Consider the following 26,778-nt stretch of genomic DNA (forward strand, 5'->3'; position numbering starts at 1 on the left):
ATGATGGGAGTGTCGGGCAGTGCGAGGGGGAACGCACGTGCAGCAAAGGTCGTGGAAACACTCGGCGCGGCAACGGGTCCTGGGCGCCATGGTCGACGCGCTCGGCACCTCGACCGCGCTGGCGGACCCGCGGGGGCGGCTCCAGTGGGCGAGGGAACTCGCGGCGGAGTTCGAGGGCCTGGAACTCACCGGCTTCCCGACCCCGCGCCAGGAGTTCGTGGAGGCGGTGCGGCTGTGCAGCCGTACCGAGGGCGGGCTCGACGGGCTGGTGGACATCACCGAGTTCCTCGCCCCGGCCCTGTCCACCCGGCTGCGCCCGCTGCTCGACGAGTGGTACGCCACCGACCTGTACGAGGGCCGCGACTGGACGGCGCTGCGGGCCGGACTGGACTTCTCGCTCCCCGAGTTACCGACGCTGATCGCCGAGATCAGCGGTGACCGGGTACGGCTGCCCGCGTACTGCACCTCGGTGTGGCACGCCTTCGTCCACCTCGCCGGCCACAACGCGCCCGTCGGCGGCCTGGAGCCCAGCATGGTGCTCCTTGAGCACCTGATGCTGCGCGCGGAGGCCGCCGACCTCGTCGGGGAGATACGCGCGTGGAACGACCACTTCGCGGCGGCCTGGGGCACGGCGGGCGGACCGTCCGGACTGCGCGCCCTGCGCTCCCGACTGGCCGCCCGGCACCGCCCCCACCCGGCCCTGACAGCGGACCCAGCGCACACCGGGCACCGGGCCCTGACGGTGGACCCGTTGCACACCGGGCACCCGGCCCTGACGGTGGACCCGGCGCACACCGGGCACCCGGCCCACACGATGGACAAGAAGCAGCACACCGCGCAGCTCATACCCGCCACGGCCACCTCGGCGGCGGCCCCGCCCGCCACGGTCCCGCCCCCGAGGGCCGCCGAGGTGGCCGCCGAGCCCGACGGCGAGACGGATGCCCGACCCGCGCCCCCGGTGATCCGCATGTTCATCAAGGTGGCCCCGGACCTCACCCCGTTCGACGCCACCGGCCCGCGCAGGAGGCGGCCCGAGCCCCGCTACCGGATCTCCTCCCGGGTCCGCTACGTCGAGTCGACCCGGCTCCACCAGGAGGGCCGCGACCCGCAGGACCCCGTTCCGCGCGGCAAGGTACCGACCGCCGTAGCCGAACTGCTGTCCGCAACGGCCGAGCTGTGGCAGGCTCGGGACGAGAACGTGGTCCTGGAGATCTTCCTGCCGACCGAGCTACTCGCAGAACCGGTGGAGTGGTGGGACAGAAACCCTCAACTCAGCCACCCCAACCCGCTGTTGAGCAAATATCCTTCGGTTTTTATCCATAGTCTGGAGCGTATGCAGCGACGCGATCTGCATCACGTGTGGCGCAGACGATGGACACGGTGGCGGAGCGACCCGGGGAGCGGCCAGGCCCACTGGTGCGACCCCCAGGGGCGACCCGCCGCCGAGCACCTTGAGCTGCTGGATGCCCGGATCGGCAAAGAGGAGGGGGTGGTCTGCATGGTGCTCAGTGACACCCCGCGGACCAGGAGCGGCCTGGGACCGCGGGAGTTACGGGTGGGGCTCGACCACGGTGTGCCGGTGCTGGTCTTCCACCGGGAGGCCGCCGCCTCGGAGGCGTTCCGGAGCCTGGTTCAGGAGCTGTTGGCCGGTCAGGGGCTGGCCAACCTGCCCGAGACTGCACGACAGTGGAGGGGCGACGCCGCCGCGGGTGCCGCCGGCCAGCGCGACAAGACCCTGATCAGACACCTCGGTGTCATCTGGGACGACCCGCATCACCTCCTCGATGGCGACGCTTGTGCTCCCGCTGCCTTCATAGGGGGAACGGATTGAACGCGCAGCAGACCAACGCGTTGCCCTACAAGGGCACCGGACGGTCACTACCCGACGCCCCGTACGAGGAGCGGAGCTGGCCCGAGGGTCCGCGCTGGCGCAGCTTCGACGGCGGCCCGCCCATGCCGGAACCGCCCCCCGAGGACGAGGCCGACCGCCGCCTCGGCCCGGTCACCGTCCCCCGGCAGCCCCCGCCGGACGAGGTGCGGCTCGTCAACGCCGCGATACTGCTGCGCCGCCCCCTGCTGGTGACCGGCCGCCCCGGCGTGGGCAAGTCGGCGCTGGCGTACCGGATCGCCCGCGAGCTGAGCCTGGGCCGCGTCCTGCAGTGGCCGATCACCAGCCGCACCACCCTGGCCTCCGGCCTGTACGAGTACGACGCGATCGGGCGCGCCCAGTCCCACAACCCCTGGCTCATGGCGGCGGCCCCGCAGCAGTCCGCGGCACAGGCGGACGGCGCGGAGGGCGCGGACGGTACGGCCGACAACGCGGCGACGGCGGACATCGGCGACTTCATCCAGCTCGGCCCGCTCGGCACCGCGCTGCTCCCCTACCGACTGCCCCGCGTCCTGCTCATCGACGAGATAGACAAGGGCGACGCGGACCTCCCCAATGACCTCCTCACCCTTTTCGAGGACGGCTGGTACTCCATCCCGCCACTCGTTCGGGTGAGGAAGCAGCATCCCCACGTCACCGTCCACACCGCCGATCCGGGCGGTTTCGCGCGCGTCGACGAAGGCGTGGTCACGGCCCGGGCCTTCCCCATCGTGATCATGACCTCGAACGGGGAGCGCGCCTTCCCGGAGGCCTTCATGCGACGGTGTCTGCGTTTGGACATGGCAGACCTCGATGCGGAAGGCTTGGCGGAGTTGCTCTCCGCCCACTTCTCCGACCGACTCGGTGACATGCAGGGAAAGTTGATCCGCGCCTTCAGGTCCCACAGCGAGGAATCCTCGGGGCTGGCCGCAGACATGCTGCTCAACGCGGCGCACCTCGTCACCTCGGGCGCGTACACCTACGCCGAGGGCGACGACGCCGAGTGGCAGTCGGTGCTGAGCGCCATCTGGCACCCACTGGACGCCGATGGGGCTGGGCGGAGTGACTGAACACCACCCCGCGTCCGAGGGCCGGGTGGCGGACCTCCCGGCCCCGGACCCACAGCGCCTGCGCGTCGGCGACCTGCACTGGCGGGAGGTCGCCGACGCGCTGTGGCTCGTCCAGGAACACCCCGGCCTTGTGGAACCGGCCGGGCACGCGCCCGTGCACGAGCCCGGCCACCCGAGCACTCCCGACCGGGAGCGGGCCCCCGTCCCCTCAGCGCCGACGCAGACGCCCCAACCCGAAGCGGCCGAGGCGGACGAGGCGGACGAGGCGGACGAGGCCACGACGCCGGACACCTCCGACCACGCCGAGGTCTCTGACCACCCCGAGACCTCAGACCCGGCGGAGGCCGCTGAAACCCCGGAGGCCACTGGAACCCCGGAGGCCACCGAAACCGCGGAGGCCACCGAAACCCCGGAGCCCCCCACCCCCACCACAACCCCCCGATCCCTCTTACGCCGCCGAGCGCGCCGCCGCCGAGGCGCCCGCACGCCCGCCACCCCGTCCCTCGGCCGCGCCCTGCGCCCCCTGCGCCAGCGCCGCCGCACCTCGCCCTACGGCGAACTCGACGAGGAGCGCACCGGCGAGCGGCTCGCCGAGGCGCCGTGGCTGCCGCCGGTGCTGCGACCGGCCTACGAGGCCCACTGGAGCGTCGTCCTGGTCGTGGACACCGCCCCGCACATGGTCGCCTGGCGCGGCACCGCGGCGGCGCTCACCCGGGACCTGCGGCTGTACGGCGGTTTCCGGGGCGTGGAGACCCGGCTCCTGGACACCTCGGCGGGCACGCCCGACGGCGTCGTCTTACGTGCCCCGGGCCAGCCGGACCGGCCGGGCCGTCCGCAGCCGGTGCGCAGCCTGGTGGACCTGTCGGGGCGCCGGATCGTGCTGGTGCTGACGGACGGGATGGCGCCCGCCTGGCACACGGGCGCGGTGCGCGCGGCGCTGGCGGTGTGGGGCAGGCACCAGCCGCTGGCGGTCCTCACACCGCTGCCGCAGCGCCTGTGGGACCGCACGGGGCTGCTCCCGGAGCGGGTGCGGATGCACGCCGCCGGACCGGGCGCGGCGGGCGGCGCGCTGTCCTGGGAGCTGCTCAACCCCTACGGGGCGAGCGAGTGGTCGGCGCCGCTGCGCCCCCGCCGGTCGTTCCCGGTGCCGGTGCTGGAGACGGCCGGTGAGTGGCTGGCGCCCTGGGCGCGGTTCGTGGCGGGTACCGAGCCGCGCTGGGCGGAGGCCGCGGCCACGCTGGTGGCGCCGGGCGCCAAACCGCTGCCGGTGATGGAGACCGGCCCGCTGGAGGAGAGCCCGGCGCAGCGGGTGGCGCGGTTCCGGGTGTGGGCGTCGGAGGAGTCCTTCGAGCTGGCGGTGCGGCTGGCGGCGGTGGAGCTGGACCTCGCGGTGATGCGGGCGGTGCAGCGGGACATGGTGCCGCCGTCGGGGCCGGTGGAGCTGGCGGAGGTGCTGGTCAGCGGGCTGATCGAACCGCGCCCCGGCCGCCCGGAGTCGTACGCCTTCCTGCCCGGGGTGCGCGCGGAACTCCTCGCGGCGAGCACCAAGCGGGCCACGCTGCGGGCCTCGCGGCGGGCGGCGGAGGTGCTCGCGCCGAAGAACAGCGCCGCACGGGAACTGCTCGACTATTTCGACGGCCGGGAGATCACGGGCGGTACCGAGATCACCCCGGACAACCTCCGTTTCCGCACTACCGAATACGTCGTTCTCAGTTCGCTCGCGGGACCCCATCTGCGCCGTGCGCACCGAATTCGCGGTCTCCTTTCAGCGCACATCCAACCGGATGAACTGACAGGTGCCGTCGTACACACCGAAGCCGTAACCGATCATTTACGAAAAGATTCCGGCACCATGAATACAGCCGACGTTCCAGAGAGCCGGAGCACGACTGAGCCCCTGCCCTTCGTTTCTGATATCCACGGGCAGGACGACAGCAGCACACGCCAAGGAGGCACACCAGTGACCACTCTTGCCCAAGGGACCGACACTCCGGCCCCCGATTCCACGGGCGTGACGCTGGGCAAGCCTCAGGAAGGCGTTTCCTCGCTCCGTCCCGCGGTCCTCAACAACATGCCCCCGCGCAACGCCCTCTTCACCGGGCGGGACGATTTGCTGCGCATGTTGGAACGGAATCTCGGGCAGGGCCCCACGGCCGTACTGCCGCACGCCCTGCACGGAATGGGCGGTGTCGGAAAGTCGCAGCTGGCCCTTGAGTACGTTTATCGGAATGCCGCCCGCTATGACGTCGTGTGGTGGATTCCGGCCGAACGGCCCACCCAGATCGCGCAGGCCCTGGTGGAACTCGCCCAGCGCCTGGGCCTGCGGGTGACCTCGGAGGCCAACACAGCGGTGCCCGCCGTCCTGGAGGCGCTGCGCACGGGGCAGCCGTACGGCAACTGGCTCCTCGTCTTCGACAACGCCGAGAGCCCGGAGGCGGTGCGGAACTACTTCCCCACCACGCCCGGCAGCGGCCCGGTCGGCTCCATCCTGGTCACCTCCCGCAACCCGCAGTGGAACACCCTGGCCCACCCGCTTGAGGTCGACGTGTTCAAGCGCGAGGAGTCCATCCACCTCCTCCAGCGCCGCAACCCCGACCTGCCGGACACCGAGGCCGACCAGCTCGCCGCCGTCCTCGGCGATCTCCCGCTCGCGGTCGAGCAGGCGTCGGCGTGGCGCGCGGAGACGGGGATGCCCGCCGCGGAGTACCTCCGGCTGTTCGAGGAGAAGCGGGCGGAGCTGATGACGGTCTCCCAGCCCACCCACTACGAGGAGACGGTCGCCACCGCCTGGAACGTCTCCCTCGACCACCTGGAACGCAAGAACGCGGCAGCCCTCCAACTGCTGCAGGTCTGCGCCTACCTGGCGCCGGAACCGATCTCCCGTTCCCTGTTCTCCCGCGCCCCGGTCGAGCCGATCGCCCCCGACCTGGACCGCGCCCTGACCGACCCGCTGCGCCTGGGCCGCGCCATCCGCGAGATCAACCGCTACTCCCTCGCCAAGATCGACCACCGCACCAACTCCATCCAGATGCACCGTCTGGTCCAGGCGGTGCTGGTCGCCCGCATGTCGCAGGAACAGCGGGACCGGATGCAGCACGGAGCGCACCTGCTGCTGGCGGGGGACACGCCCGGCAACCCCCAGGACCCGATCAACTGGCCCAAGTTCGGCGAGCTGTACCCGCACGTGCTGGTGTCCGAGGCCGTGCGGTCGCCCTCCCGGCACGTCCGGCAGATGGTGCAGAGCGTCGCCGAGTACCTCTTCTACTGGGGTGAGCACGAAGGAGCCCGCGAGTTCGCGCAGAACGCCTACGACATCTGGGGCGAACTGCACGGCTCGGGCGACGGCCAGACGCTGACGCTCGGCCGTCACCTGCGCTACGTCCTGTGGACGATGGGCCGCTACGAGGAGGCCGCGTCCGTCACCCAGGGGATGCGCTCGGTCCTGGAGCGGCCGGAGGCCGACGCGGACGAGGAACTCCTGCGGGTGCTGGGCCTGGTGGCGGCCGACCGCCGCGCCCAGGGCAACTTCCGGGAGTCCCTGAAGATCAACGAAGAGGTGTACCAGCGGTCCCTCCGGTACGGCGACGACGAGCCGGAGACCCTGCTGCACGCCCACAACCTGGCCGTGAGCCTGCGCGTCAACGGCAAGTTCAAGGAAGCGCTGGAGCTGGACCAGCAGACCTGGCAGCTCAAGACGCAGATGTACGGCGAGGAAGCGCTCAGCAGTATGCTCACCGAGAGCAGTGTCGCCCTCGACCGCCGGGAGCTGGGCGAGTACCTCGCGGCCGTGCAGCTCTTCGAGAGCATCACGGAGCGCTACCGGCAGCAGATCGGTGACAACCACCCCAACACGCTGCGCAACCTGGCCCGGCTCGGGGTGACCGTGCGCAAGGCGGGCCGACACGCCGACGCCGCCGAACTCACCCGCAGGGCCCGCAAGGAACTCATCAACCGGTACGGTCCCGACCACCCGGACTCCCTGGTTGCCTCCCTGAACCTCTCCGTGGACCTGCGCCAGCTCAACGACCTCAAGGAGTCGGTGCAGTTGGGCGAGCAGACCCGGGACCTGTACATCCAGGTGTTCGGCGCCGAGCACCCGCACACCACCGAGGCGGAGATGGACCTCGCCATCACCTACCGCCTGCTGAACAAGGTGGGCGCGGCGCGGGAGCTCAACGAGACCGCGCTCAGCCGCTGCACGGCGACCCTGGGCGCGGAGCACCCCGACACGCTGGTGTGCCGGATCAACCTGGCCAGCGACATGTTCGCGCAGGGCGAGGTGAGCGCGGCGCTGGCGATGGACGAGGAGACGTTGCAGGCGGCCACCCGGGTGTTCGGCGAGACCCACCCGACCGTGCTGGTGCTGACCAGCAACCTCGCCCAGGACCTGAAGGCGCTGGGCCGCACGGAGGAGGCCGAGACCTACCACCAGAAGGCCCTGACCGGCATCGCCCAGGTGCTCGGTGAGCAGCACCCCGCCCACGCGGACGCGGTGGCCTGGCAGCGCGCCAACTGCGACATCGACCCGATGCCCATCTAGGGCGCGACGCGCGCGTTCCCGGTGGCCTCAGTCGCCGGGGGCGCGCCCGTCCAGGCGCTCCGTCTGGTCGTCCAGCCATCCGACGAAGGCGACCGGGTCCGGCGGGTTCCCCTCGGCCCGCCCCAGCTCCTGATAGACCGCCCGCGCCAGCTCCGGATGCCCAAGGACCCGACCGGCCGCCTGGTGGCCGGTGGCGCGCAGGGCGACCAGCAGGTCGGCCCACATCCAGTCGGCGTCCGGCTCACGGGTCTGGAGGGCGGTCACGGCGAGCTTCACCGCGCCCTCGCTGTCCCCGAGCGCGTGCAGCAGTTCCGTCACCCTGGCCCCCGGCACCAGCGCCGCCAGCGCTTCCGGACCGTCACCGGCCCGCTCCAGGGCCCGCTCGTCGCGCAGCCGGACCCGGTAGAGGCTGGCCAGGGTGTCAAGGCGGGGCACCCGCGGACTGGGCAGCACCCGCGCCGGGGCCGTCCGCGTCGGCGGCTCCAGCCGCCCGGGCCAGCTCCGCGCCAGCGCCTCGACGACCCCCCGGTCCGGTACGGCGTGGTGCAGCCGCCATCCGGCGGCGTGCTGGTCGGCGGCGTCCTCCGCCAGGGTGTACGCGCCCTTGGCGCGGTCCGGTTCGCCCCAGCCGAGGACCGTCTCGCTGAGCCGCTGGACCGTGCGCCTGCCCAGGTCGGTGAGGCCCGCGTGGACCCGCAGTTCCGGGAAGACGCGCAGCAGTTGCCGCCGCCACAGGCCGTACTCGAAGTGCGCCGCGTCGGCGTCCGCGCCGCTGGTGTCGGGGTGCAGCGCCCGCCCCCGCCAGAAGCGGGCGACGCCGGTGAAGGCGTAGATGCCCTGGAGGAGGCCGCGGATGGGCCGGGGGTCGTCGCGCCAGGGGGCGTAGCAGAGGCTGGTGTCGCCGGGCTCGTACAGGGAGTACAGGTGCATCAGGGCGCCCAGCTTGCTGTGCTGGATCTCGTGCGCCAGGACGGCGGCGAGCTGGACGGCGTCCGGCGGCAGGGTCGAGGCGAACCGGCCCACGCCGTCGCCGGAGGTGGCGCTCACGGGGCGGGCGGCGGCGGGGGACGGCAGCGGCTCGATGCCGCGCAGCAGTACCGCCGCGTCGGTGGCGGACTGCGGGTCCGTCTCCTCGATCAGGGCCAGCGCGTCCCGCAGCAGGCCCTCCCAGGCGCGCGCCTCCGGCTCGGACAGCCGCGGTGGGGGCCCGCCGGTCGCGGCGGGGTCGATGCGGTGGGTGCCGAGGTCGTCCAGCAGGACGGTGGCGGTAAGGCCCCGCACGGTCACGGGGATGCCGCGCGCGGGCTGCCAGTGGGCGCTCTCGTCGTCGTACGGAGGAGGCACCCGTATGGTCCGACCACCGATCCTGACCGTCAGTTCGCCCTGGGCGCAGGTCACCCGGGCCGTGCCCCAGGGCCGGGCGGTCTCCGGCGCCACGGCGCGGCCCAGCGACGGCAGCCACACGGTCCCGTGTCGGGCGGGGACCGTCAGCGTGCAGTCCAGCCCGGCCCGTACGGCGGCGGCCACCGCCAGCGCGTGGAGCTCTCCGGCGTCCGCCCACAGGGGTGCCTCGGCGTCCGCGGACCCGCCCAGTCTGCGCAGGGTCGCCGCGAGCCACAGGCCCGTCTCGGGTGCCAGCAGCAGTTCGCCGACGCCGGTCCGGTCCCGTCGCTCCGCGTCGAGCAGCAGTTGCCAGGCGGTGTCCGCGGGGGGCAGTGGGCCCAGTGTCTCGGGGCGGTCGTGCAGCAGATCGAGGAGGAGGTCGAACTGGAGCAGCCGGTGGCTTCGCTCACCCTCCAGGATGCGCCGCAGGGTGCTCGTCGTGCCGCCGCCAGCGAGCACGGCGTCGAAGTCCGCGACGCTCAGCCCGTAGCGGATCACCTGCTGGGGCTCCCCGGCCCCGCGAGTCGTTGATCAGCTCTCATCGCCGCCGAAGTTGACATCCCGCTGTTCGAGCTTGCGCAGCAGCCTCCGCTTGCTTTCGGCGCGGTCCTGGTCCCTAATCGCGCGTAGCTGATCAAGCGTCACTCCCCCGAGATCAAGAAGGTCCGACTCAACAATGCTGTCGGCGTGTTCCATGGTGCCGTTGCCCTCCCAGCATCCGGGCCGATGCCGCCGACGCCGACCCAACTGATGTCCATCATCGCCGCGTCACGCAGGCGCAGGAAGCCCGTGTCTCAGACATCCTTTCGAGCCGATGGCTCGTCACCGCCCCCTGAGCAGGCCAAACCAGGATTCTTCCGTCAGTCACCCCATCCCCGTCACCTCCCGCACCGCGTCCGCGAACGCGGCGAAGGCCGCCGTGCCCGCGTCCACCATCTCCAGCGCGGCGCGCAACTCGTCAAGGCCGCCCGGGAACTCCGCGCACGTGTCGACGAGGTCGAGGAGCGCGAACCGGGTGACGTCGGACTGCGGCACGCTCACCGCGATGGCGGGCGGCAACTGTCTGATCAGGCGTGACCGGTCGCCTGGGCTGGTCATCGCCGGGAGCCGTTCGAGGAGTTCGACCAGCCGTCGTCGCTGGTCGCGGGTGGGCGGGGCGGAGGGGGTGGCGCGGGGCCTGGTCCAGCGTTCGTGCTGGCCGTCCGGTCCCGTGTGCCAGAAGTACGTCGGGGTCTGCCGCCGCTCGCCGTCCCACGCCCCGCCCTCGTCCACGGCGGCCCGCAGCGCCTTGGCGAAGCCCTCGGGGTCGGTCAGCCAGGCGTGCCCGGCGGCGGCGCGGTCGTCGAGCTGGCCGAGCACCCAGGACGTGAACACGCCGTACCCCCCGGTGCCGTTGGCGCGCGCCGCCTGACCCGGTGCGGCGGCGAAGAAGGCGTACTGCCCCGGACGCTCCCGCAGTTGCCCCGTCGGCACCGGGTCGGGGGGCAGGGTGCCGCGCTCGGTGCGCAGGTCGGTGAAGAGCTGGCAGGCGTCCAGGAGCCACAGTTGCCGGGCGAAGGACGGCACCAGGTCGGAGCGCCAGGCGGCGAGGGCGGCGTCCAGGTCGAGGCCGCGCAGGTCCTCCGCGACCGCGTCGGCGTACAGCAGGCGGCGCCGTCCGCCGCTGTCGAGCAGGCCGTGCCCGGACCACGCCAGCAGCAGCGACTCGCCGTCCGACCCGGGCAGTTCACGGAAGAGGACCTCGTGCACGGCGTCCCGGGTCGCCGGGCGGCACGTCAGGCCGAGGTCCGCCGCCGCCCGCGCGTTGTGCGGCAGCGGGGACAGCAGCAGGGTGATCCGCTCCGCGGGCAGCCCGGCGTCCAGCAGCCGCCGCGCATGACCGAGGGCATCGCGCACCGGGCCGTCCAGGCGCCAGTCGGGGCCACCCGCGTAGCGCTCCACACCGACGAGCACGGCGTGCGCCGACCGCGAGTTGTCCAGCATGGCAGGTACTTCCCCGCGATTCGGTACGCCAAATCCGTCGATCGGCATCCCCCGCGCCACACCGTCGGTTGTCGGCCCCGCTCCCGGCCCGGGCGCGTCCGCGGCGAATTCCCTGTTCAAAAAGGGTGATCCGGAGGGAATCGCCGTGACCCGGCCAGATCCGCCGCGTTGAACGGGAAGTGCGGCGGCTCGTCCTGCCGTCGCGCTCACCGATATTCATAAGGAGAACGTGATGTCTCGCATCGCGAAGGCGACCGGTGTCGCTCTCGGCACGGGCGCCATGGTCCTCGGCGGAGCCGGACTGGCCGCGGCGGACGCGGGCGCCGAGGGCGTGGCCGCCCACTCGCCGGGTGTCCTGTCGGGCAACGTCGTCCAGGTTCCGCTGCACATCCCGATCAACCTGTGCGGGAACACCATCGACATCATCGGCCTGCTCAACCCGGCCTTCGGCAACGAGTGCGTCAACGACGGCGGCCACCACCACGGCAAGCACCGCGGCGGCCACCACGGCGACGGCGGCTACGGCGGCTGACTCCCACCCGCCGTCACCCCCGCGAGAGCCCCGGCTTCCCCTCCCCGAGCGCCGGGGCTCCCGCGTGTCCGGCACCGACCGCGTGTCCGGCACCGACCGCGTGTCCGGCACCGCCAGCGCGCCCGGCGCCGGCGCCCGCCTCACGCGTACCGGTAGATCCGGCTGTGGTCCTCCAACTGGTCCGGCGTCACGTCCCACGGCGGCAGCCGCTCGTGCCGGGCGACGACCCGCCCGTGCTGGGCGTGGCCCGGTCCGGGCGGGGTGGCCGGAAGGTACCGGTGGTCGCCGTGGCCGCGGTGGCGTCGCTGCCAGCGGGACCACAGCAGGTCGACGAAGGCGTGGTGCAGCCAGAAGACGGGGTCGTTGACGGACGCCCCGCCGACCATGACGCCGCCGACCCAGCGGTGCACCCGGTTGTGGTTGCGCCAGGACCCCTTGCCCCGGCCGCCGCCCCAGCCCTCCAGCTTGTTGCGGAAGCCCCGCCCGGCCGTGGAGTCCCAGGGCGCGCTGTCGTAGGCGGGGTCCTTCATCGCCCACTCCAGTTCGGCGGCCGGGGGCAGTTCGATCGGGTCGCGGGGGCGGCCGAGGTCCCGGGTGAGGAACTCGGCGTCGGTGACGTTCTCCCGCAGCGGCCAGTTGCCCTCCGCGTACGCGAACGGCCCGGTCGTCACCTGGAGGTCCGAGCGCCGCCCGGTGCCGCCGAGGAGGTCGGGCGTCCAGGGCGTCGAGGCGGTGCCGCGCTGCCGTGTCCAGTCCCAGTACGGCACCGTCACCGCCGGGTCGACCCGGCGCAGCGCCCGTTCCAGCTCCAGCAGGAACTGGCGGTGCCAGGGCAGGAAGGACGGCGTCATGTGGGCCGTGCGCAGTCCGGCCTCGCCGTCGGCGACGTAGTACTCGATGTGCGTGCGCACGTAGTGGTCGTACTCGCCGCGGCGTTTCAGCGTCAGCAGCGCCGTCACGAACCGGCGCTTCTCGGCGGCGGTCAGGGCGCTGACGTCCTTACGGACGTACACCATGGTGGTTCCCTCCGGCCGCGCGCAGGTGCTGCCCCGGGCCCAGTTCGTCGACGGCGGCGCGGGCCGCGTCCAGGGGGGTGTCGTACGAGGCGTAGTGGTCGACGACGCTCAGCCAGCCGCCGTCCGCGCGGCGCATCAGGTGCAGGGGCCGTCCGTCGACGGTGACCTGCCAGGCGTCGCCGCCCAGCAGGCGTCCGGCGACGGCCGACTGCTGGGCGGCGGCGTACGGCGGCACGCCGTGGATACGGCGGCCCCGGTAGGTCTCCTCGAAGGCGAGGTCGGGCGCGGGCGGCCGGGGGCGGGAGGCGGCGACCAGGGGGGCCAGCGCCACCGCGGCGGCCAGGCCGCGCACCAGGTCGCGCCGCCCGGCGTGGGGCGGCGCGGGGTCGTCGTCGGGCGGTCGGCCCATGGCTGCCTCCTCGTGCGGTCCGCCCGGGGGGGCGGTACGTCCCTACAGTCCCGGCCCCGTGACCACGCTCGCCGCCGGGACGGCCTGGAGCATCGGCGTGACCACGCCCGCCTCGGGCAGCTTGGTACCGGGCAGGCCGTAACGGTCCGCGTCGGGCGCGGTGACCGGGGCGTCCACGGTCAGGCCGGGCGCGAGGGTGCGCAGGTCGGAGGCGGGGGCGTGGACGGCGAGGTGGTCGAACTCGGCGCCGAGGACGTGCGGCAGGGGCGCCCGCACCTCACCGCCGGGTACTCCGGCGCGCACCGGCAACTGCGGCACGGCGCGGTCCGGCAGGAGACGGCCCTCGACATAGCGCGGGCCCTCCGGGTCGCCCGGCACGGGCACCGGCAACTCGCCCCTGACCTCGGGCAGTTCGACGTTCAGCGACTTCTCGACGCCGCCCAGCGGCACGGGGACGGGCACCACGGTGACCGCCGCGGCGGGGGACGCGCTCGCGGCACCGGCCGCCGCGGCGGCCACACAGGTGAGCGCGGCGGCGAGGGTTCCTCGGGTGGTGGGCTTCATGGGGGTGCGGTCCCTTTCCGATGTCGGGAAGCTGTGCGTGCGTACCAGTAACGAGCCGGGAAACAGCACGAACACGGGATTCCCCCGTGTGCCGCAGTAGTACGGCAGTCATACGGCACCGGCCCACGGCCCGGCTCCCGGGGTCAGCCGCGCAGGCTGCGGGCGGGCAGGACGACACGGGCGGCGGACTCCAGGGTGGCGTCGGCGGTCGCGAACGCGGTGAACTCCTCGCGGGCGACGGTGGCGCCGGGGGCCTCGCCGGGCCACGGGCGGGTGGTGAAGATCAGGCAGGCGTAGCCGCGTTCGGCCACCGCGGCGAGCCACTCGTCGCCGACCGTGCACTGGGCGTTCAGGCGCGGCATGGTGACGACGGCCTGCCCGGCCACGACGAGCAGGCTGACCGGCAGGCTCGGCTTGAGGTGGCCGTCGACGAGGTCACCGCCGAGGGGCAGCCCGGCGTCGGTGAGCATCTTCTCGACGGCGGCGCTCGCGGCCCCGGGCCCGTCGGGGGCGTCACCGAGGGTGCAGGCGAGGAGGTAGGGCATGTCCTTGCCGTCGGCGGCCTCGCCGCTCCAGGCCATCATGACGAGCGTGCCCAGGTCGGAGGTGGGGAAAGGGCGGGTTTCGGGGGGAGTTGTGGTCACCCGCGGGACCCTATCCACGGGCCGGGGCGGCGGGGCCGGGTTGTCACCCGGGCGGCGGAGCGCGCCGGGGCCCGCCACCCGATAGGGGGACACCGAGGGCCGGTACCCGCGGTCCGTCGGGGGAGGGGAAGGACGGAGTGCGGGAACCGGCCCTGGGGCCCGTCCTCGGCCGGGTGCCGCTGCCGGTGTGCCGGGTGGGTCAGCGGGCCACCGGGAGGCCGCCGAGGAGCCCGTTCTTGGAGTTCAGCGCGCGGGTGGCGCCCTTGACGGTGCTCAGCACGGAGTCCTTGTTCTCGGTGTCGAGGGCGTTGGACTGCTGCTTGAGCGGCATCGGGTCGATGGGGCCCTTGGTGAGGGCGTTCACGGCGCCGTTGAGGCTGGTGGGCGTGATGTCGGCGGTGTCGTAGGCGAACGCGGGCGCGGCGGCTCCGGCGGCGACCAGGGACCCGGCAACGACAGCGGCAGCCTTCAGGGACTTCATCGTGTTCCTTTCTTCGGCGACTCGAACCGCCGGAGGAAAATCTGACGCCGTGCCTAACGAGCCCCGCGCGGCCCGGAAACCCCGGGCGCGCATCCTCATATCATCCGGACTCAGGAGGCCGGGGGCGTCTGAAGGGTCGGCTGCGGCAGTCCGCCGCTGAGCTGGATCGCGGCCACCAGGTTGACCAGGGCGGACACGAGTCCCTGGGACGCCGTCTGCGCCTTCGCCGCGCTGCCCGAGGTGGTCGCCGCGAGCAGGTCGTCGACCGCCGTCTGCACGGCCTCCAGGGTGTCGGCCTTGAGGTCGGGGGCGGGCGCCTTGTCGTCGTCGAGGACGGCGGAGGCGTCGGCGGCGGCATCGGCGGTGAGGTCATCCGCGTCGTCGGCGTCGTCGGCGTCGTCGATGTCGTCCGCGTCATCCGCGTCATCCGCGTCGTCCGCGTCATCGGTCCCGGAGCCGAACAGGTCCGTCAGTCCGCTGAGGCCGTTCAGACCGGTCAGGCCGTCCAGGCCGTTGAGCCCCGTCAGGCCCGTCAGGCCCGACACGCTCACCCCCGACGTGGGCGCGTCCGAGGACTCGGGTTCCACCTCCGCCGGGAGGGTCTGGGCCGACGGGGTCACCTGAGTCGTGCCGTTGGCCTGGGTGATGGCCTCCTTGACGGCCTCCCCGAGCTTGGTCGCCTGGTCGGCGCTGAGCTGGCCGTCCTCCGCCCTGGCCACGGCGTTGAGCAGGGCGGTCGCCGGGGTGAGGACGGCGCCGAGGTCGGCGAGGGCGCCGCTCTGGTCGAGGAGCGTGTCCGCGCCGGGGACGGGCGCACGGGACGCCGCCGTGCCGCGGTCCCGGGCCGGTCCGCCGTCCGCGGCCAGGGCGGACGGCCCGGCGACGCCGAGGACGAGGGTGGCACACAGTGCGGTGGACGCGAGACGCCGTATGGGCAGATCACGCATGGGGGTTCCTTTCGGGGTGGGGTGCGTGTGGTGCACGGGTTCGTGCGTCCCACCGTGAAATCGGGCGTCACCGCCCGCAACCGCAGCCACCCGTTCGGGGCACCGGGCACAGCGAACCGGCCGCCCTCCCGTGCGGGAGGGCGGCCGGTCGAGGAGACGCGGCTCGACGTCAGTCGTTGACGCACTTGTTGCCGAACGCCGGGTTCAGCAGGCCGATGATGTCGATCGTGTTGCCGCAGACGTTGACCGGCACGTGGACCGGAACCTGCAGGACGTTGCCCGACAGCACACCCGGGGAGTGGGCTGCGGCAGCCTGGGCGCCAGCGTCTGCGCTGGCCACACCGGCGGTGCCCGTCACAGCGGCGGCGGCGACGGAGGTCAGGGCCAGGCCCTTCGCGATACGCGACATGGAGAGGTGCTCCTTGGGATTGACACAAACATCCGGGCGGGATGCCCGGCGTTGTGTCAACGCCTGGGAATCACGGGAGTTGTGCCGCCAATGGAGTGATCTCACACCGCGCCCGACCTTCACCCTTCCGACACACTTGTCTGTTTCGCCGCATTAATCCGTATCGCGGCTAGAGTTGCCGACCGTCCGACGCATCCCTATAGCCAGCAAATCGCACTGTCGTTTTCCGAAAGGGCACTGCCGGTCATGCGCAATTCCCCGGGTCCGCTGCTGCGCCGTGCGACGGTCGGCGTCCTCGCCCTCGCCACCTTCTGGACCTCCGCCACGGGCCCGGCGTCCGCCGCCGAGGCGGAGCGGCTGCCCTTCACCGAGCGCTACCGCGCCACCCAGCACGGCGGCATCGTCCGCGCCGCCAACACCTCCATCAGTTGCCGTACGACGGCGCCCGGGTGCGCGTCCGCGCGGCGGGGCGCGGTGGCCGCCAACGGCGACTTCGACATGTTCTACGTCGACGTCGACCGCGACCCCAACACCTACAACTCCTCCCGCGCCGAGGTCCGGCTGCCCGCGGGCGCCCGGGTGACGTACGCCCGGCTGTACTGGGGCGGCAACCTGCGCGTCGGGGAGCAGAAGCCGCCCGCGGACAACGGGCGGGTGCTGGTCGCGGAGCCGGGCGGCGCGTACAAGGAGGTCCTCGCGGACACCGTGGTCGGGCACCGGGTGGCGCGCGGCGCCGATGCCTTCCAGGCGTCGGCCGACGTCACCGACCTGGTACGGGACAGCGGCGCCGGGCTCTACACGGTGGCCCAGGTGAACGTGGCGATGGGCAGGTCGGCGGCCGGGGCGTGGGGCGGCTGGACGCTGGTCGCGGCGTACGAGAAGGCGGCGGAGCCGCTGCGGCGGCTGTCGGTGTGGGACGGCTTCGAGTCGCTGGACGGGCGGCGCGGGCTCCGGCTGCCCGGCCCGTGGCTGCCGGAGGGCTCCCGCGGCCACGCCGGTCTCGTCGCCTACAACGGCGACCGGGGCCGCACCGGCGACTCCCTCACCGTCTCCGGCGCGACGCTGTCGGACGCCGCCAACCCCCGTGACGACGTACTGAACTCGACCATCAGCGGGGCCACGGGCGCCCGCGTCCCGTCGTACGCGCACACGCTCGGCTACGACTCCGACGTGTACGACCTCGGGGCCGCGCCCCGGCGCCGCGGTGACCTGCCGGGGGCGCGGCTCGTCGCCCGGCGCGAGTCGGCCTGGGCCGGGGTGCTCTTCGCCGCCGTCGACGCCCGCGACTGAACGGCGTGCCTCCTCCGCCCGTCCCGAGCACCCCCGTGAACGAGAAGGCCCGCGTATGCACCAGCCAGCCACCGACCCCCCGCCGCGGGTCCTGCACCTCACCCAGCCCGCCCACGGCGGGGTCGCCGAGGTCGTCGCCGCGCTGACGCGGGCCCAGCTCGCCGCCGGATGGCGGGTGACGGTCGGCTGCCCGGACGGTGAACTCGCGCACACCGTACGGCGGTTGGGCGCGGACGTGCGGTGCTGGGCGGCGACGCGGGCGCCGGGGGCGGCGCTCGCCGGTGAGGTGCGGCGGGCCGCCCGGATCGTGGCCGCCGTACGCCCCGACCTGGTGCACGCGCACAGCGCGAAGGCCGGTCTCGCGGGGCGGCTCGCGGTGCGCGGGCGGGTGCCGACGGTGTTCCAGCCGCACGCCTGGTCGTTCGAGGCGGTCGGCGGGGTCACCGCGGCGCTGGCGGTCGGCTGGGAGCGGTTCGGGGCGCGTTGGGCGCACCGGGTGGTGTGTGTCAGCGAGGCGGAGCGTGCGACGGGCGTACGCGCCGGAATCCGCGCCGCCTGGGCCGTGGTACCCAACGGCGTCGACGGTGAGCGCTTCCGGCCCGCGCCCGGTGACGCCCTGCGGGCCCGGCTCGTCCCGGCGCTCCGGACGCGGGCGCCGCTGGTGGTGTGCGTGGGGCGGCTCTGCCCGCAGAAGGGGCAGGACGTGCTGCTGACGGCGTGGGACGACGTCGTGCGGTCGGTGCCGGGGGCGCGGCTCGCGCTCGTCGGCGACGGGCCCGACCGGGACCGGCTGCGCGCCCGGGCGCCGGAGTCGGTGCTGTTCCCCGGGGCCGTCGCCGATCCGGTGCCCTGGTACCGGGCCGCCGACCTGGTCGTGCTGCCGTCCCGCTGGGAGGGCATGGCGCTGGCCCCGCTGGAGGCGATGGCGTGCGGGCGGCCGGTGGTGGTGACCGACGTCGGCGGCGCCCGGGAGAGCCTGCCGCCGTCGGCCGTCGCGCACTGCCTGGTCCCGGCGGCCGACCCGGCGGCGCTGGCCCGCGCGGTCACCGCGCTGCTCGACGCCCCGCCCCTGCGGGCGGCGCTCGGCGCGGCGGGACACCACCACGTCCGCGCCGCGCACGACGTACGGCACACGGCGGAGGCGGTCGCGCGGGTGTACCGCGAGGTGCTCGCGGAACGGCGGGCGGCGGAACGGGCGGCGGCGCGAGCCGACGAGTACGCGTACGGGGACGAGTTCGAGGAGTCGATCCACTCGTGACTGCGGAAAGCACTGCGGCGGGTACGGCCGCCAGCCCGGCGGCAGCGGCGGACACCGCGGCGGCGGGAACCGTCCCCTCCCCCGGTGGTCAGGCGCGGGGGCGTGCGCGGGTGCCGGGTCTCCGGTTCCCCGTGCCGCGGTCCGCCGCCGCCCCGTACGCCTCCCCCGTGCCGCTGCTGCTGGTGGACCTCGGCGCCGCCCTGCCCGGCGCCGTCGCGCTCGCCGGGCGGCGGCCCCTGCTCGGGGCGCTGCTGCTGGCGGGAGCGATGCTGCTGCGTCCGCACCGGCCGCCGCGCCGCGGCCAGGGCGTGCTGGACGAACTGCCCACGCTGTGCGGGCGGATCACCGTGCTGTGGCTGGCGCTCGCCGCGCTGGTCGCGGCGTACGCCCCGCAGCACCTGCTGTCCGCCCGCGCCCTGCTCACCGGCCTGCTGCTGCACACGGCGGCGGACTGCGCCGGGCGGGCCCTGGTGCACCGGCGGCGGCGCGCCGCGCTGCTGCGGCACCCGCGCGCCGCGCTCGTCGTCGGCCCCGCCGCGACCGCCCGCCGGGTGGCCGCCGCGGTGCTGCGCCACCCGGCGTGCGGGGTGCGGCCGGTGGGGATCGTCGCCGACGACGACCACCCCGGCACCGCCGACGGCGCCGAGCGGTTGCCGGTCCTGACCACCGACGACGAGGTGCAGCGGGCGCTCATCCAGAACGGCGTCCGCGACGTGCTGGCCGTGCACCCCGCCGTACGGTCCGAGCGGGCCGCGCTGCTGCGGGGGCTCGCCGTGTCGGGGTGCGCGGTGTGGGAGCTGGACGCCGACTCGCCGTCGTACCGGACGCCCGAGCGGCTCGCCGGGTTCGCCTGCCGCCGCCTGGAGCTGGCGCCCGCCCGGCGCGGCGGCCTCGGCAAACGGGCGCTGGACGTCACCGTGTCCGGGGTGCTGCTGCTGGCCTGCGCGCCGCTGCTGCTGGCGTGCGCGGCGGTGCTGCGGCTGACCGGCGGGCCCGGCGTGGTCTTCCGGCAGGAGCGGATCGGCGGGGACGGCAGGCCCTTCACGCTGCTGAAGTTCCGCACCCACCGCCCGGCCGACGCGCACGAGTCGGCGACCCGGTGGAGCGTGGCCGACCAGCGGGACATGCCGTGGTTCTGCCGCTTCCTGCGGCGCACGTCGCTGGACGAGCTGCTCCAGCTCTGGAACGTCTTCCGCGGCGACATGAGCCTGGTCGGGCCGCGCCCCGAACGCCCCTACTTCGTCGAGCGGTTCAGCCAGGCCCACCCCGGTTACGCCGCCCGCCACCGGATGCCGACCGGGATCACCGGCCTCGCGCAGGTGCACGGGCTGCGCGGGGACACCTCGATCGAGGACCGGGCCCGCTTCGACAACGCCTACATCGACAACTGGTCGCTCTGGCAGGACGTGTGCATCCTGCTGCGCACCGCCGCCGCGCTGCTCCGGCCCACGGGGAGCTGAACGCGGATGAGCCTCGCCGTGCCGGTCCTGCCCGTGGTGGCCGTGGTCGCCCTGCTGGCGCTCCCGCACGCACCCGACGGCGGCCCGACCCCGGCCGACGCGGCGTCCGCGCTGCTGGTCGGCTGGTGCGCGGTGCGGCTGCTACGGCAGCGGCGACGCCCCCTGTCCCGTACGGCGGCCCTGGTGTTCGGGCTGCCGGTGGCGGGGCTGGCGCTGGCGGCGGCGGGGGCGGCGTCCGCGGAGTCGGCGGTCGGCGGTCTGGTCCGCTACGCGCAGGTCTTCGTGCTGGTCCCGGCCGCGGTACTGCTGCTGATCCGCGACCGGCGGGACGTACGGGCGCTGGCCTGGGCGTGCGTCGGGCTCGCGGTATGGCAGGGGGCGGTCGGCGTGCACCAGTACCTGACCGGGACCGGTGCCTCGTACCAGGGGCAGCCGGTGCGGGCCGTGGGCACCTTCGGGCCGCAGGACGTGATGGGGATGGCCGGTGCGGTCTCCGTGGGCCTGGTCTGCGCGCTGGCCCTCGCGCTGGGACGGGCGCCGGTACGGCGGCGGGTGGTGGCCGCCGGGTGCGCGGTCGCGCTGCTCGTGCCGCTGGCGCTGTCCTTCAGCCGGGGCGCGTGGATCGCCACGGCGGTGACCTGCGCGGCGCAGCTCGTGCTCGCCGGGGCGCGGCGGGCGGTGGCGGTGGGCGCGGTGGCCGTCGCGGCGGGGGTGCTGCTGGTGGGCGGGTTCGGGGTCGGTACGGCGCTGCTCGAGGAGCGGATCGCGAGCATCACGCAGGTCGCGGACGCGCCCGACCAGTCGGTGACCGACCGGTACGCGCTGTGGGGGGCGGCGGCCGGGATGTGGCGCGAACGGCCGCTGACCGGCGTCGGGTTGAAGCGGTTCCCCGAGTACCGGGACGCGCACGCCTCCCTGGCGCTGTCCTCGGCCAGCGACACGGAGGGCGCGGGCGCGGGCTTCCGGCGCCAGCCGCTGCTGTCCCCGCACAACATGTACCTGCTGGTGCTGAGCGAGCAGGGGCTGATCGGCCTGCTCACCCTCGCGGGAAGCTGGCTCGCGCTGCTGGTGTGCGCGGTACGGGGGCTGGTGCGCGCCCGCCGCACGGGGTCCGGCCTCGACTGCGCCCTCCTCGCCTTCGGCCTGCTGACCTGGCAGCTCACCGACTTCGCCTACGCCGACATCGGCGGGCCCTCGACCGTGCTGACGGCGGTCACCTTCGGGGTGGCGGCGTGGTGGGCGCTGGTCGGCGGGCGGGAGCCGGGGGCCGCGGGCGAGGCGGTCGCCGTCGGGGGCGGGCGTGCGGTGGCGGGGGTGGGGGCGCGGTGACGGCGGGGAACGAGGGCGGGGGCGCGGTGACGACCGGGGCGGGGCGGGAGGCGCCCGCTCAGGAGACCCTTGAGGCACCCGACGGGATGGCCGCGCCCGACGTGGCACCCGCGCCCGACGTGATGCCCGCGCCCGACGTGACGTCTCCGCCCGACGCGGCACCCGCGCCCGACGTGATGCCCGCGCCCGACGTGACGTCTCCGGCCGACCTGGCGCCCCACCCGCCCCACGTACCCCACGCACCCCACGCCGCCCCCGAGACCGTCCCCCCGCAGGACTCCCGTGGTTTCCTCGCCAAGGCCGCCTTCCTCACCGCCGGGCTCTCCGTCGCCGGGGCCGGGCTCGGGCTGGTGCGGGACCAGGCGTTGGCGCGGCTGTTCGGGGCCGGGGCCGACACGGACGCGTTCCTGGTGGCCTGGACCGTGCCGGAGTTCGCGGCGACGCTGCTGATCGAGGACGGGCTGGCCTTCGCGCTGGTCCCGGCGTTCAGCCTGGCCCTCGCCCAGCGGGCGCGGGGCGCCGCCGGGGACCCCGTGCGCGCGCTGGTCGTGGGCACCCTGCCCCGCCTCGCGCTCGCCCTGGTCGCCGTCGCCGTCCTGGCCGTCGTCGCCGCGCCCCACCTGGTCGCCGCGCTCGCCCCCGGCCTGGACGACCGCGCCCTGGCCGTCGACTGCACCCGCCTCACCGCGACCTGCCTGCTCAGCTTCGGGCTCGCCGGTTACGCCAGCGCCGCCCTGCGCGCGCACCGCAGGTTCCTCGCCCCGGCGGGCATCTACGTGGCGTACAACACCGCCGTCATCACGGCGATGCTGCTGCTCGGCGGAGGCTGGGGGGTGCGCTCGGCGGCGGTCGGCGTCGCGGTGGGCGGGCTGCTGATGGTGGCGGTGCAACTGCCGGTGCTGTGGCGGCGGTTGCGCGAGGGCGCGGACGTCGTCGGCGCGGCGCCCGGGTCCCCCGCCGCGCCCACCCGGGTCGGGCTCGCCCTCGTCGGGACCGTGCTGCTGTTCGCGCTGTGCCGTCAGTCGCAGGTGCTCATCGAGCGGTTCCTCGCCTCGCACCTGCCCGCCGGGGCGATCTCGCACCTGAACTACGCGCAGAAGGTGGCGCAGCTCCCCATGACGCTGTCGCTGATGCTGTGCACGGTCACCTTCCCGGTGGTCGCGCGGGCGCTCGCCGAGGGCGACACCGCGCGGGCCCGGGAGCGCGTGCAGCGGGACCTCGCGCTGGCCGCGTGCGTGGTGCTCGCGGGCGCCTCGGTGGTCGTCGCCTGCGCCCCGCAGATCATCGAGGTGCTGTTCCAGCGCGGCGCGTTCACCGCCCGCGACACGGCGGCGACGGCGTCCGTGATGCGGGTGTACGCCCTCGGTCTGCTCGGCCAGACCCTGGTCGGCGCGCTGGTCCGCTGCTACTTCGGCGCGGGCCGCCCCACCTGGTACCCGCTGGCCGCGATGGCCGTCGGCATCGTCACCACCGCCTGGCTCGGCACCTGGGCGGTCGGCCCCTGGGGCACCGCCGGGATCGCCGCCGCCAACGCGGCCGGGATCACCGCCACCGCCGCGCTGCTGCTGGCCGGTGCCCGGCCGGGCGGTCCCTCCGGTGTCGTACCGCTGCGCCGCCGGGCGGTGCTGGCCGAGCTGGGCAGGCCGGTGTGGGCGGCGGTGGCCGCGACGGCGGCGGGCGCCTGCGCGGCCGACTGGCCCGGCTCGGCGGTGCTGGGCCTGGCCGCCGGTGCCGTGACCGTCGCCGTCGTCTACGTGCCGCTCGGCCGGGCCCTGGGCGACCGGGGCTGCGCGCTGGCGGTGACTTCCCTGCGTTCCGCGATCCGGAGGCTCCCGTATGTCCGTTCCCGTTGACGTCCGCCGACGTGGCCGCCCGGCCCCGGCGCCCGGCCCGGTGCCGTGGGTGGCGATGTACCACTCGGTCGGCGACCCCACCGACGACCCGTACCGCGTCACCGTCACCCCCGACCGGCTCGACGCCCAGCTCCGCTGGCTGCGGCGGCGCGGGCTGCGCGGGGTGGGGGTGGCGGAGCTGCTGGCGGCCCGCGCGCGCGGGGAGGGCGGCGACCTGGTGGGGCTGACCTTCGACGACGGGTACGCCGACTTCGTCACCGACGCGCTGCCGCTGCTTGACCGGCACGGCTTTGGCGCGACCCTGTTCGTGCTGCCGGGACGGCTCGGCGGCGACAACGCCTGGGACCCGCTGGGCCCGCGCAAGCCGCTGCTGACCGCCGACGGCGTCCGGCACGCGGCGGCGCACGGCGTCGAGATCGGCTCCCACGGGCTGACCCACGTCGACCTGACGAAGGCCGACGACGCCACGCTGCGCGCCGAGGTCAGCGAAAGCCGGGCGCTGCTGGCCGAGCTGACGGGCGCTCCGGTCGCCGGGTTCTGCTACCCGTACGGCACCCTCGACCGCCGTGCCGTCGACGCCGTGCGCGCCGCCGGGTACGCCTACGCCTGCGCCATCGACCCCGGCCCCCTCACCGGCCCGCACGCCCTGCCCCGGCTGCACGTCGGCCAGCGGGACACCGCCGTACGCCTGCTGCTGAAGTACAAGCTGCACCGGCTGCGCAGACGGCCCGTGGCCGGGGCGGAGGCCGTGCGGTGAGGGCGCTGCACGTCATCACCGGGCTCGGCGTCGGCGGCGCCGAGCAGCAACTGCGGCTGCTGCTGCGGCACCTGCCCGTCCACTGCGACGTCGTCACCCTCACCAACCCGGGGCCGGTCGCGGACGGCCTGGAGGCGGACGGCGTGCGGGTGATCCACCTGGGCATGACCGGCAACCGCGACCTCGGCGCGCTGCCCCGGCTGGTGCGGGTCATCCGGGACGGCGGCTACGACCTCGTCCACACCCACCTCTACCGGGCCTGCCTGTACGGCCGTATCGCCGCCCGGATCGCCGGGGTGCGGGCGATCGTGGCGACCGAGCACTCCCTCGGGGACTCCCAGATGGAGGGCCGCCCGCTGACGGCCGGGGTGCGGGCGCTGTACCTCGCCGGGGAGCGGCTGGGCCGGACCACCGTCGCCGTCTCCCCCACCGTCGCGGACCGGCTGAAGCGGTGGGGGGTGCCCGCGCCCCGGATCGAGGTGGTGCCCAACGGCATCGACCTGGACCGCTTCCGCTTCGACCCGTGGGCCCGGCTGCGCGCCCGGCAACGGCTCGGCCTGCCCGACACGGCGTACGTCATCGGCGGCGTCGGACGGCTCACCGCCGCCAAGCGCTTCGGCGTGCTGGTGCGCGCCCTGGCCCGGCTGCCCGCCGACCACTGGCTGCTGCTGGTCGGCGGCGGCCCCGAGGAGAACGTGCTGCGCCGCACCGCCCACGAGGCGGGCGTCGCCGACCGGGTGCTGTTCACCGGCGAACGCCCCGCCGTGCCGGACGGCTCACCCGGCCCCGACCTGCCGTCGCTCATCTCCGCGATGGACGTGCTGGCGTCGCCCTGCCCGGAGGAGGCGTTCGGGCTCGCGGTGGTGGAGGCGCTGGCCTCGGGGCTGCCGGTGCGGTACGCCTCCTGCCCGGCCGTCGAGGACCTGCCCGCGCGGGCCGCGCCCGGGGCCCGCCGGGTCGCCGGGGACGCGGGCCCGGACGCCTTCGCGCACGCCCTCGCCGAGGTCCGCGCGGCGGGCCCGCACCCCCGCACCGCCCCCGACGCCGCCCACCACTACGGCATCGCCCGCAGCGCCGCCCGCCTCCTCGGCGTGTACCGGACCACGCTCGCCCCGGACCCGGCGGAGCCGCTGCGCCTCCCGCCGAGCCGCGTGCGCGTCCCGCCCCCGCCGCAGCAAACCCCGCAACCGTCCCCCCAGGGAGTCACCCCCTCATGACCGAGAACCCCACCGGAGCGCGCCGCCACCCGGCCCGCGCCGCCCTGGACCGCGCCCGGACCCTGCCGCCCTGGTCACTGCTGGTGGCCGGGGCCCTCACCGGCGGACTGCTCGGCGGCGCGTACGGCGCCCTGCGCACCCCCGAGTACACGGCGACCAGCTACGTCGTCGCCGTACCGGAGGAGAAGTCCGACCCGTCCGCCGCGCTCGGCCTCGCGCAGGCGTACGGCCGGGTCGCCACCCAGCTCGCGGTGCTCGGGGACGCCCAGGTGTGGGCGGGCGTCCCGGTCGGCACCCTGAGGGACAGCGTGCGCACGGCGACCTCGCCGGACGCGCCGATGGTCGCCGTCACCGCCCGCTCCGCCCGCCCCGACCTCGCCGCCGACATGGCCAACGCGGTCGCCCGCGCCCTCACCCGGCACGCCGACGACAGCGCCGACGCCACCCGCGTCGAACTGCGCCAGTTCGCCCGCGCGGTGGAGCCGACCGAGCCGTCCTCCGCCTCGGCGGGGCTGACCGGGCTGGTCGGGGCCAGCGCGGGCGGGCTGCTCGGCGGGCTGGCGCTGCTGGTGCGGCCCCGCGGGTCCGCCGACGACGGCGGTGGCGCCCCCGCCGCCGTACCGGGACCCGCGCTGGCCGCCGACGCCCACCGGCCGCTGTGACGTACACGACGGAACTCGTCACCGACGAGCGCGCCTTCGCCGCCCTGGCCCCCGACTGGGCCCGCCTGTACGGCGGTTGCCGGGCCGCGACGCCGTTCCAGAGCCACGCCTGGCTGCACTCCTGGTGGCTGTCGTACGGCCGCCCCGGTCGGCTGCGGCTGGTCGTCGTCCGGGACGGGACGGACCTCGTGGCCGCCGCGCCGCTGACGCTCGTGCACACGCCGGTGCCGTCGCTGGTGCCGCTCGGCGGGGCGATCTCCGACTACGGGGACGTGCTGCTGGACGACGCGCACGGCACGGCGGCGGTCGCCGCGCTCACCGGGGCCCTCACCCGGGCCGCCCGCGGCGCCCTGATCGACCTGCGCGAGGTCCGGCCGGGCGGCGCCGCCGAACGCGTCTACGACCACTGGTCCGGGCCCCGGCGCCGGGTGCCCGACGCGCTCTGCCTCGAACTGCCCGCCGCGCCGATGGCCGAGCTGGTCGCCCGGCTGCCGTCGGCGAAGGCCCGGCAGCGGGCGCGCGCCAAGCTGCGCAGGCTGGCCGCGCTCGGCGTGGAACGGCACGTCGTCGGGGCCGACGAGGTCGACAAGGCCCTGCGGCGCCTCCTCGAACTGCACCGGTTGCAGTGGCAGGACCGCAAGGTGACCCCCGAGCACCTGCGGACACGGTTCCGTGAGCACCTGGTGCGCTCGGTCGGGCCCATGGTGCGCTCCGGCGACGCGGTCGTCACCGAGTTCCGACTCGCGGACGACGTGGTCGCCGTCGACCTGACGCTGCGCTCGCGCTGTCTGACCGGCGGCTACCTGTACGGCGCCCACCCGTGCCTGCGGGAGAGCCGGGCCGACGTGGCGGTGATGCTGCTGGACGCCTGCGCCGAGCAGGCGCGCGGCACGCTGAGCCTGCTGCGCGGCGACGAGCCGTACAAACGGCACTGGCGGCCCGAACCCGTCGTCAACCAGCGGCTGCTGCTGGCCCGGCGGCGCACCGCCCCGCTGCTCGCCGCCACCGCGTGCGACGTGGCCGTACGGCGGCACGGCAAGGAACTGCTGCGCCGCCAGGCCGAGTGGCGCCGACGGAGAGGACACGACGGTGACGGCGGCTCCTGAG

Annotated in this window: 23 protein-coding genes; 13 read left to right on the top strand and 10 right to left on the bottom strand. The window is 74.9% G+C overall.

Annotated elements, in window-relative coordinates:
- Positions 1-88 precede the first annotated feature (88 nt).
- From ACFQZ6_RS12745 to fxsT, 3 genes are read left to right on the top strand one after another with little or no spacing between them, the layout of a single operon-like run.
- Positions 89-1,831, top strand: coding sequence for a VMAP-C domain-containing protein (locus tag ACFQZ6_RS12745; RefSeq protein ID WP_381607766.1), 1,743 nt, complete (start codon positions 89-91; stop codon positions 1,829-1,831).
- Complete coding sequence (locus ACFQZ6_RS12750; protein ID WP_381607768.1) at positions 1,828-2,937, top strand: AAA family ATPase; 1,110 nt, start codon at positions 1,828-1,830, stop codon at positions 2,935-2,937. Before ACFQZ6_RS12745 ends, ACFQZ6_RS12750 begins: the two co-directional genes overlap by 4 nt.
- Positions 2,930-7,477, top strand: a complete 4,548-nt coding sequence (gene fxsT, locus ACFQZ6_RS12755; protein ID WP_381607771.1) for an FxSxx-COOH system tetratricopeptide repeat protein — start codon at positions 2,930-2,932, stop codon at positions 7,475-7,477. Before ACFQZ6_RS12750 ends, fxsT begins: the two co-directional genes overlap by 8 nt.
- 27 nt (positions 7,478-7,504) lie before the next feature.
- On the opposite strand, the gene ACFQZ6_RS12760 is transcribed toward fxsT, so the two are convergent.
- The 3 genes from ACFQZ6_RS12760 to ACFQZ6_RS12770 form a co-directional block, all read right to left on the bottom strand.
- Complete coding sequence (locus ACFQZ6_RS12760; RefSeq protein WP_381607773.1) at positions 7,505-9,358, bottom strand: HEXXH motif domain-containing protein; 1,854 nt, start codon at positions 9,356-9,358, stop codon at positions 7,505-7,507.
- Between the two features lie 33 nt (positions 9,359-9,391).
- The gene (locus ACFQZ6_RS12765) at positions 9,392-9,556 is read right to left on the bottom strand and encodes a hypothetical protein (protein WP_381607776.1); all 165 of its coding nucleotides are present in this window, start codon (positions 9,554-9,556) and stop codon (positions 9,392-9,394) included.
- Positions 9,557-9,724: 168 nt separating this feature from the next.
- Positions 9,725-10,843 carry an effector-associated domain 2-containing protein gene (locus tag ACFQZ6_RS12770; RefSeq protein ID WP_381607778.1) on the bottom strand — a complete coding sequence of 373 codons (1,119 nt, stop codon included), beginning with the start codon at positions 10,841-10,843 and terminating at the stop codon, positions 9,725-9,727.
- 232 nt (positions 10,844-11,075) lie between these two features.
- On the opposite strand from ACFQZ6_RS12770, the gene ACFQZ6_RS12775 reads away from it, so the two are divergent.
- Positions 11,076-11,375: a chaplin gene (locus tag ACFQZ6_RS12775; RefSeq protein ID WP_381607779.1), complete on the top strand. Its 300-nt coding sequence runs from the start codon at positions 11,076-11,078 to the stop codon at positions 11,373-11,375.
- A gap of 140 nt (positions 11,376-11,515) precedes the next feature.
- Here the strand turns inward: ACFQZ6_RS12775 and ACFQZ6_RS12780 are convergent, their stop codons facing one another.
- The 7 genes from ACFQZ6_RS12780 to chpG form a co-directional block, all read right to left on the bottom strand.
- The gene (locus ACFQZ6_RS12780) at positions 11,516-12,391 is read right to left on the bottom strand and encodes a tyrosinase family protein (protein WP_381607781.1); all 876 of its coding nucleotides are present in this window, start codon (positions 12,389-12,391) and stop codon (positions 11,516-11,518) included.
- A complete protein-coding gene (locus tag ACFQZ6_RS12785; protein WP_381607784.1) occupies positions 12,375-12,800 on the bottom strand; it encodes a tyrosinase family oxidase copper chaperone in 426 nt (141 codons plus the stop codon). The genes ACFQZ6_RS12780 and ACFQZ6_RS12785 overlap by 17 nt, the downstream gene beginning before the upstream one ends.
- A gap of 42 nt (positions 12,801-12,842) precedes the next feature.
- The gene (locus tag ACFQZ6_RS12790) at positions 12,843-13,364 is read right to left on the bottom strand and encodes a hypothetical protein (RefSeq protein ID WP_381607786.1); all 522 of its coding nucleotides are present in this window, start codon (positions 13,362-13,364) and stop codon (positions 12,843-12,845) included.
- Positions 13,365-13,507: 143 nt separating this feature from the next.
- Entirely contained in the window at positions 13,508-14,008 is a 501-nt protein-coding gene (locus tag ACFQZ6_RS12795; RefSeq protein ID WP_381607788.1) for a DUF5949 family protein, read from the bottom strand.
- A 199-nt stretch (positions 14,009-14,207) separates the two neighbouring features.
- Positions 14,208-14,489 (bottom strand): hypothetical protein, encoded by a 282-nt coding sequence (locus tag ACFQZ6_RS12800; protein WP_381607790.1) that lies wholly within the window; start codon positions 14,487-14,489, stop codon positions 14,208-14,210.
- A 110-nt stretch (positions 14,490-14,599) separates the two neighbouring features.
- Positions 14,600-15,436: a hypothetical protein gene (locus ACFQZ6_RS12805; protein ID WP_381607792.1), complete on the bottom strand. Its 837-nt coding sequence runs from the start codon at positions 15,434-15,436 to the stop codon at positions 14,600-14,602.
- A gap of 169 nt (positions 15,437-15,605) precedes the next feature.
- The gene (gene chpG / locus ACFQZ6_RS12810; protein WP_381607793.1) at positions 15,606-15,845 is read right to left on the bottom strand and encodes a chaplin ChpG; all 240 of its coding nucleotides are present in this window, start codon (positions 15,843-15,845) and stop codon (positions 15,606-15,608) included.
- Positions 15,846-16,091: 246 nt separating this feature from the next.
- Between chpG and ACFQZ6_RS12815 the strand changes: the two genes are divergently transcribed.
- The 9 genes from ACFQZ6_RS12815 (at position 16,092) to ACFQZ6_RS12855 (ending at position 26,777) form a co-directional block, all read left to right on the top strand.
- The gene (locus ACFQZ6_RS12815; RefSeq protein ID WP_381607795.1) at positions 16,092-17,135 is read left to right on the top strand and encodes a DUF3344 domain-containing protein; all 1,044 of its coding nucleotides are present in this window, start codon (positions 16,092-16,094) and stop codon (positions 17,133-17,135) included.
- Between the two features lie 55 nt (positions 17,136-17,190).
- Positions 17,191-18,393, top strand: coding sequence for a glycosyltransferase family 4 protein (locus ACFQZ6_RS12820; RefSeq protein WP_381607797.1), 1,203 nt, complete (start codon positions 17,191-17,193; stop codon positions 18,391-18,393).
- The gene (locus tag ACFQZ6_RS12825; protein WP_381607799.1) at positions 18,390-19,853 is read left to right on the top strand and encodes an exopolysaccharide biosynthesis polyprenyl glycosylphosphotransferase; all 1,464 of its coding nucleotides are present in this window, start codon (positions 18,390-18,392) and stop codon (positions 19,851-19,853) included. Before ACFQZ6_RS12820 ends, ACFQZ6_RS12825 begins: the two co-directional genes overlap by 4 nt.
- Before the next feature lie 6 nt (positions 19,854-19,859).
- Positions 19,860-21,182: an O-antigen ligase family protein gene (locus ACFQZ6_RS12830; protein ID WP_381607801.1), complete on the top strand. Its 1,323-nt coding sequence runs from the start codon at positions 19,860-19,862 to the stop codon at positions 21,180-21,182.
- 86 nt (positions 21,183-21,268) lie between these two features.
- Positions 21,269-23,035 carry a lipid II flippase MurJ gene (locus tag ACFQZ6_RS12835; protein WP_381618255.1) on the top strand — a complete coding sequence of 589 codons (1,767 nt, stop codon included), beginning with the start codon at positions 21,269-21,271 and terminating at the stop codon, positions 23,033-23,035.
- Positions 23,019-23,792, top strand: a complete 774-nt coding sequence (locus ACFQZ6_RS12840) for a polysaccharide deacetylase family protein (protein ID WP_381607803.1) — start codon at positions 23,019-23,021, stop codon at positions 23,790-23,792. The genes ACFQZ6_RS12835 and ACFQZ6_RS12840 overlap by 17 nt, the downstream gene beginning before the upstream one ends.
- Positions 23,789-25,009 (top strand): glycosyltransferase, encoded by a 1,221-nt coding sequence (locus ACFQZ6_RS12845; protein ID WP_381607805.1) that lies wholly within the window; start codon positions 23,789-23,791, stop codon positions 25,007-25,009. The genes ACFQZ6_RS12840 and ACFQZ6_RS12845 overlap by 4 nt, the downstream gene beginning before the upstream one ends.
- Positions 25,006-25,671, top strand: a complete 666-nt coding sequence (locus ACFQZ6_RS12850; protein ID WP_381607807.1) for a lipopolysaccharide biosynthesis protein — start codon at positions 25,006-25,008, stop codon at positions 25,669-25,671. Before ACFQZ6_RS12845 ends, ACFQZ6_RS12850 begins: the two co-directional genes overlap by 4 nt.
- Positions 25,668-26,777: a GNAT family N-acetyltransferase gene (locus tag ACFQZ6_RS12855; protein WP_381607809.1), complete on the top strand. Its 1,110-nt coding sequence runs from the start codon at positions 25,668-25,670 to the stop codon at positions 26,775-26,777. Before ACFQZ6_RS12850 ends, ACFQZ6_RS12855 begins: the two co-directional genes overlap by 4 nt.
- Position 26,778 lies beyond the last annotated feature (1 nt).

Origin of the sequence: Streptomyces flavalbus (assembly GCF_042674625.1) — a bacterium.
Classification (GTDB): Bacteria; Actinomycetota; Actinomycetes; order Streptomycetales; family Streptomycetaceae; genus Streptomyces; species Streptomyces flavalbus.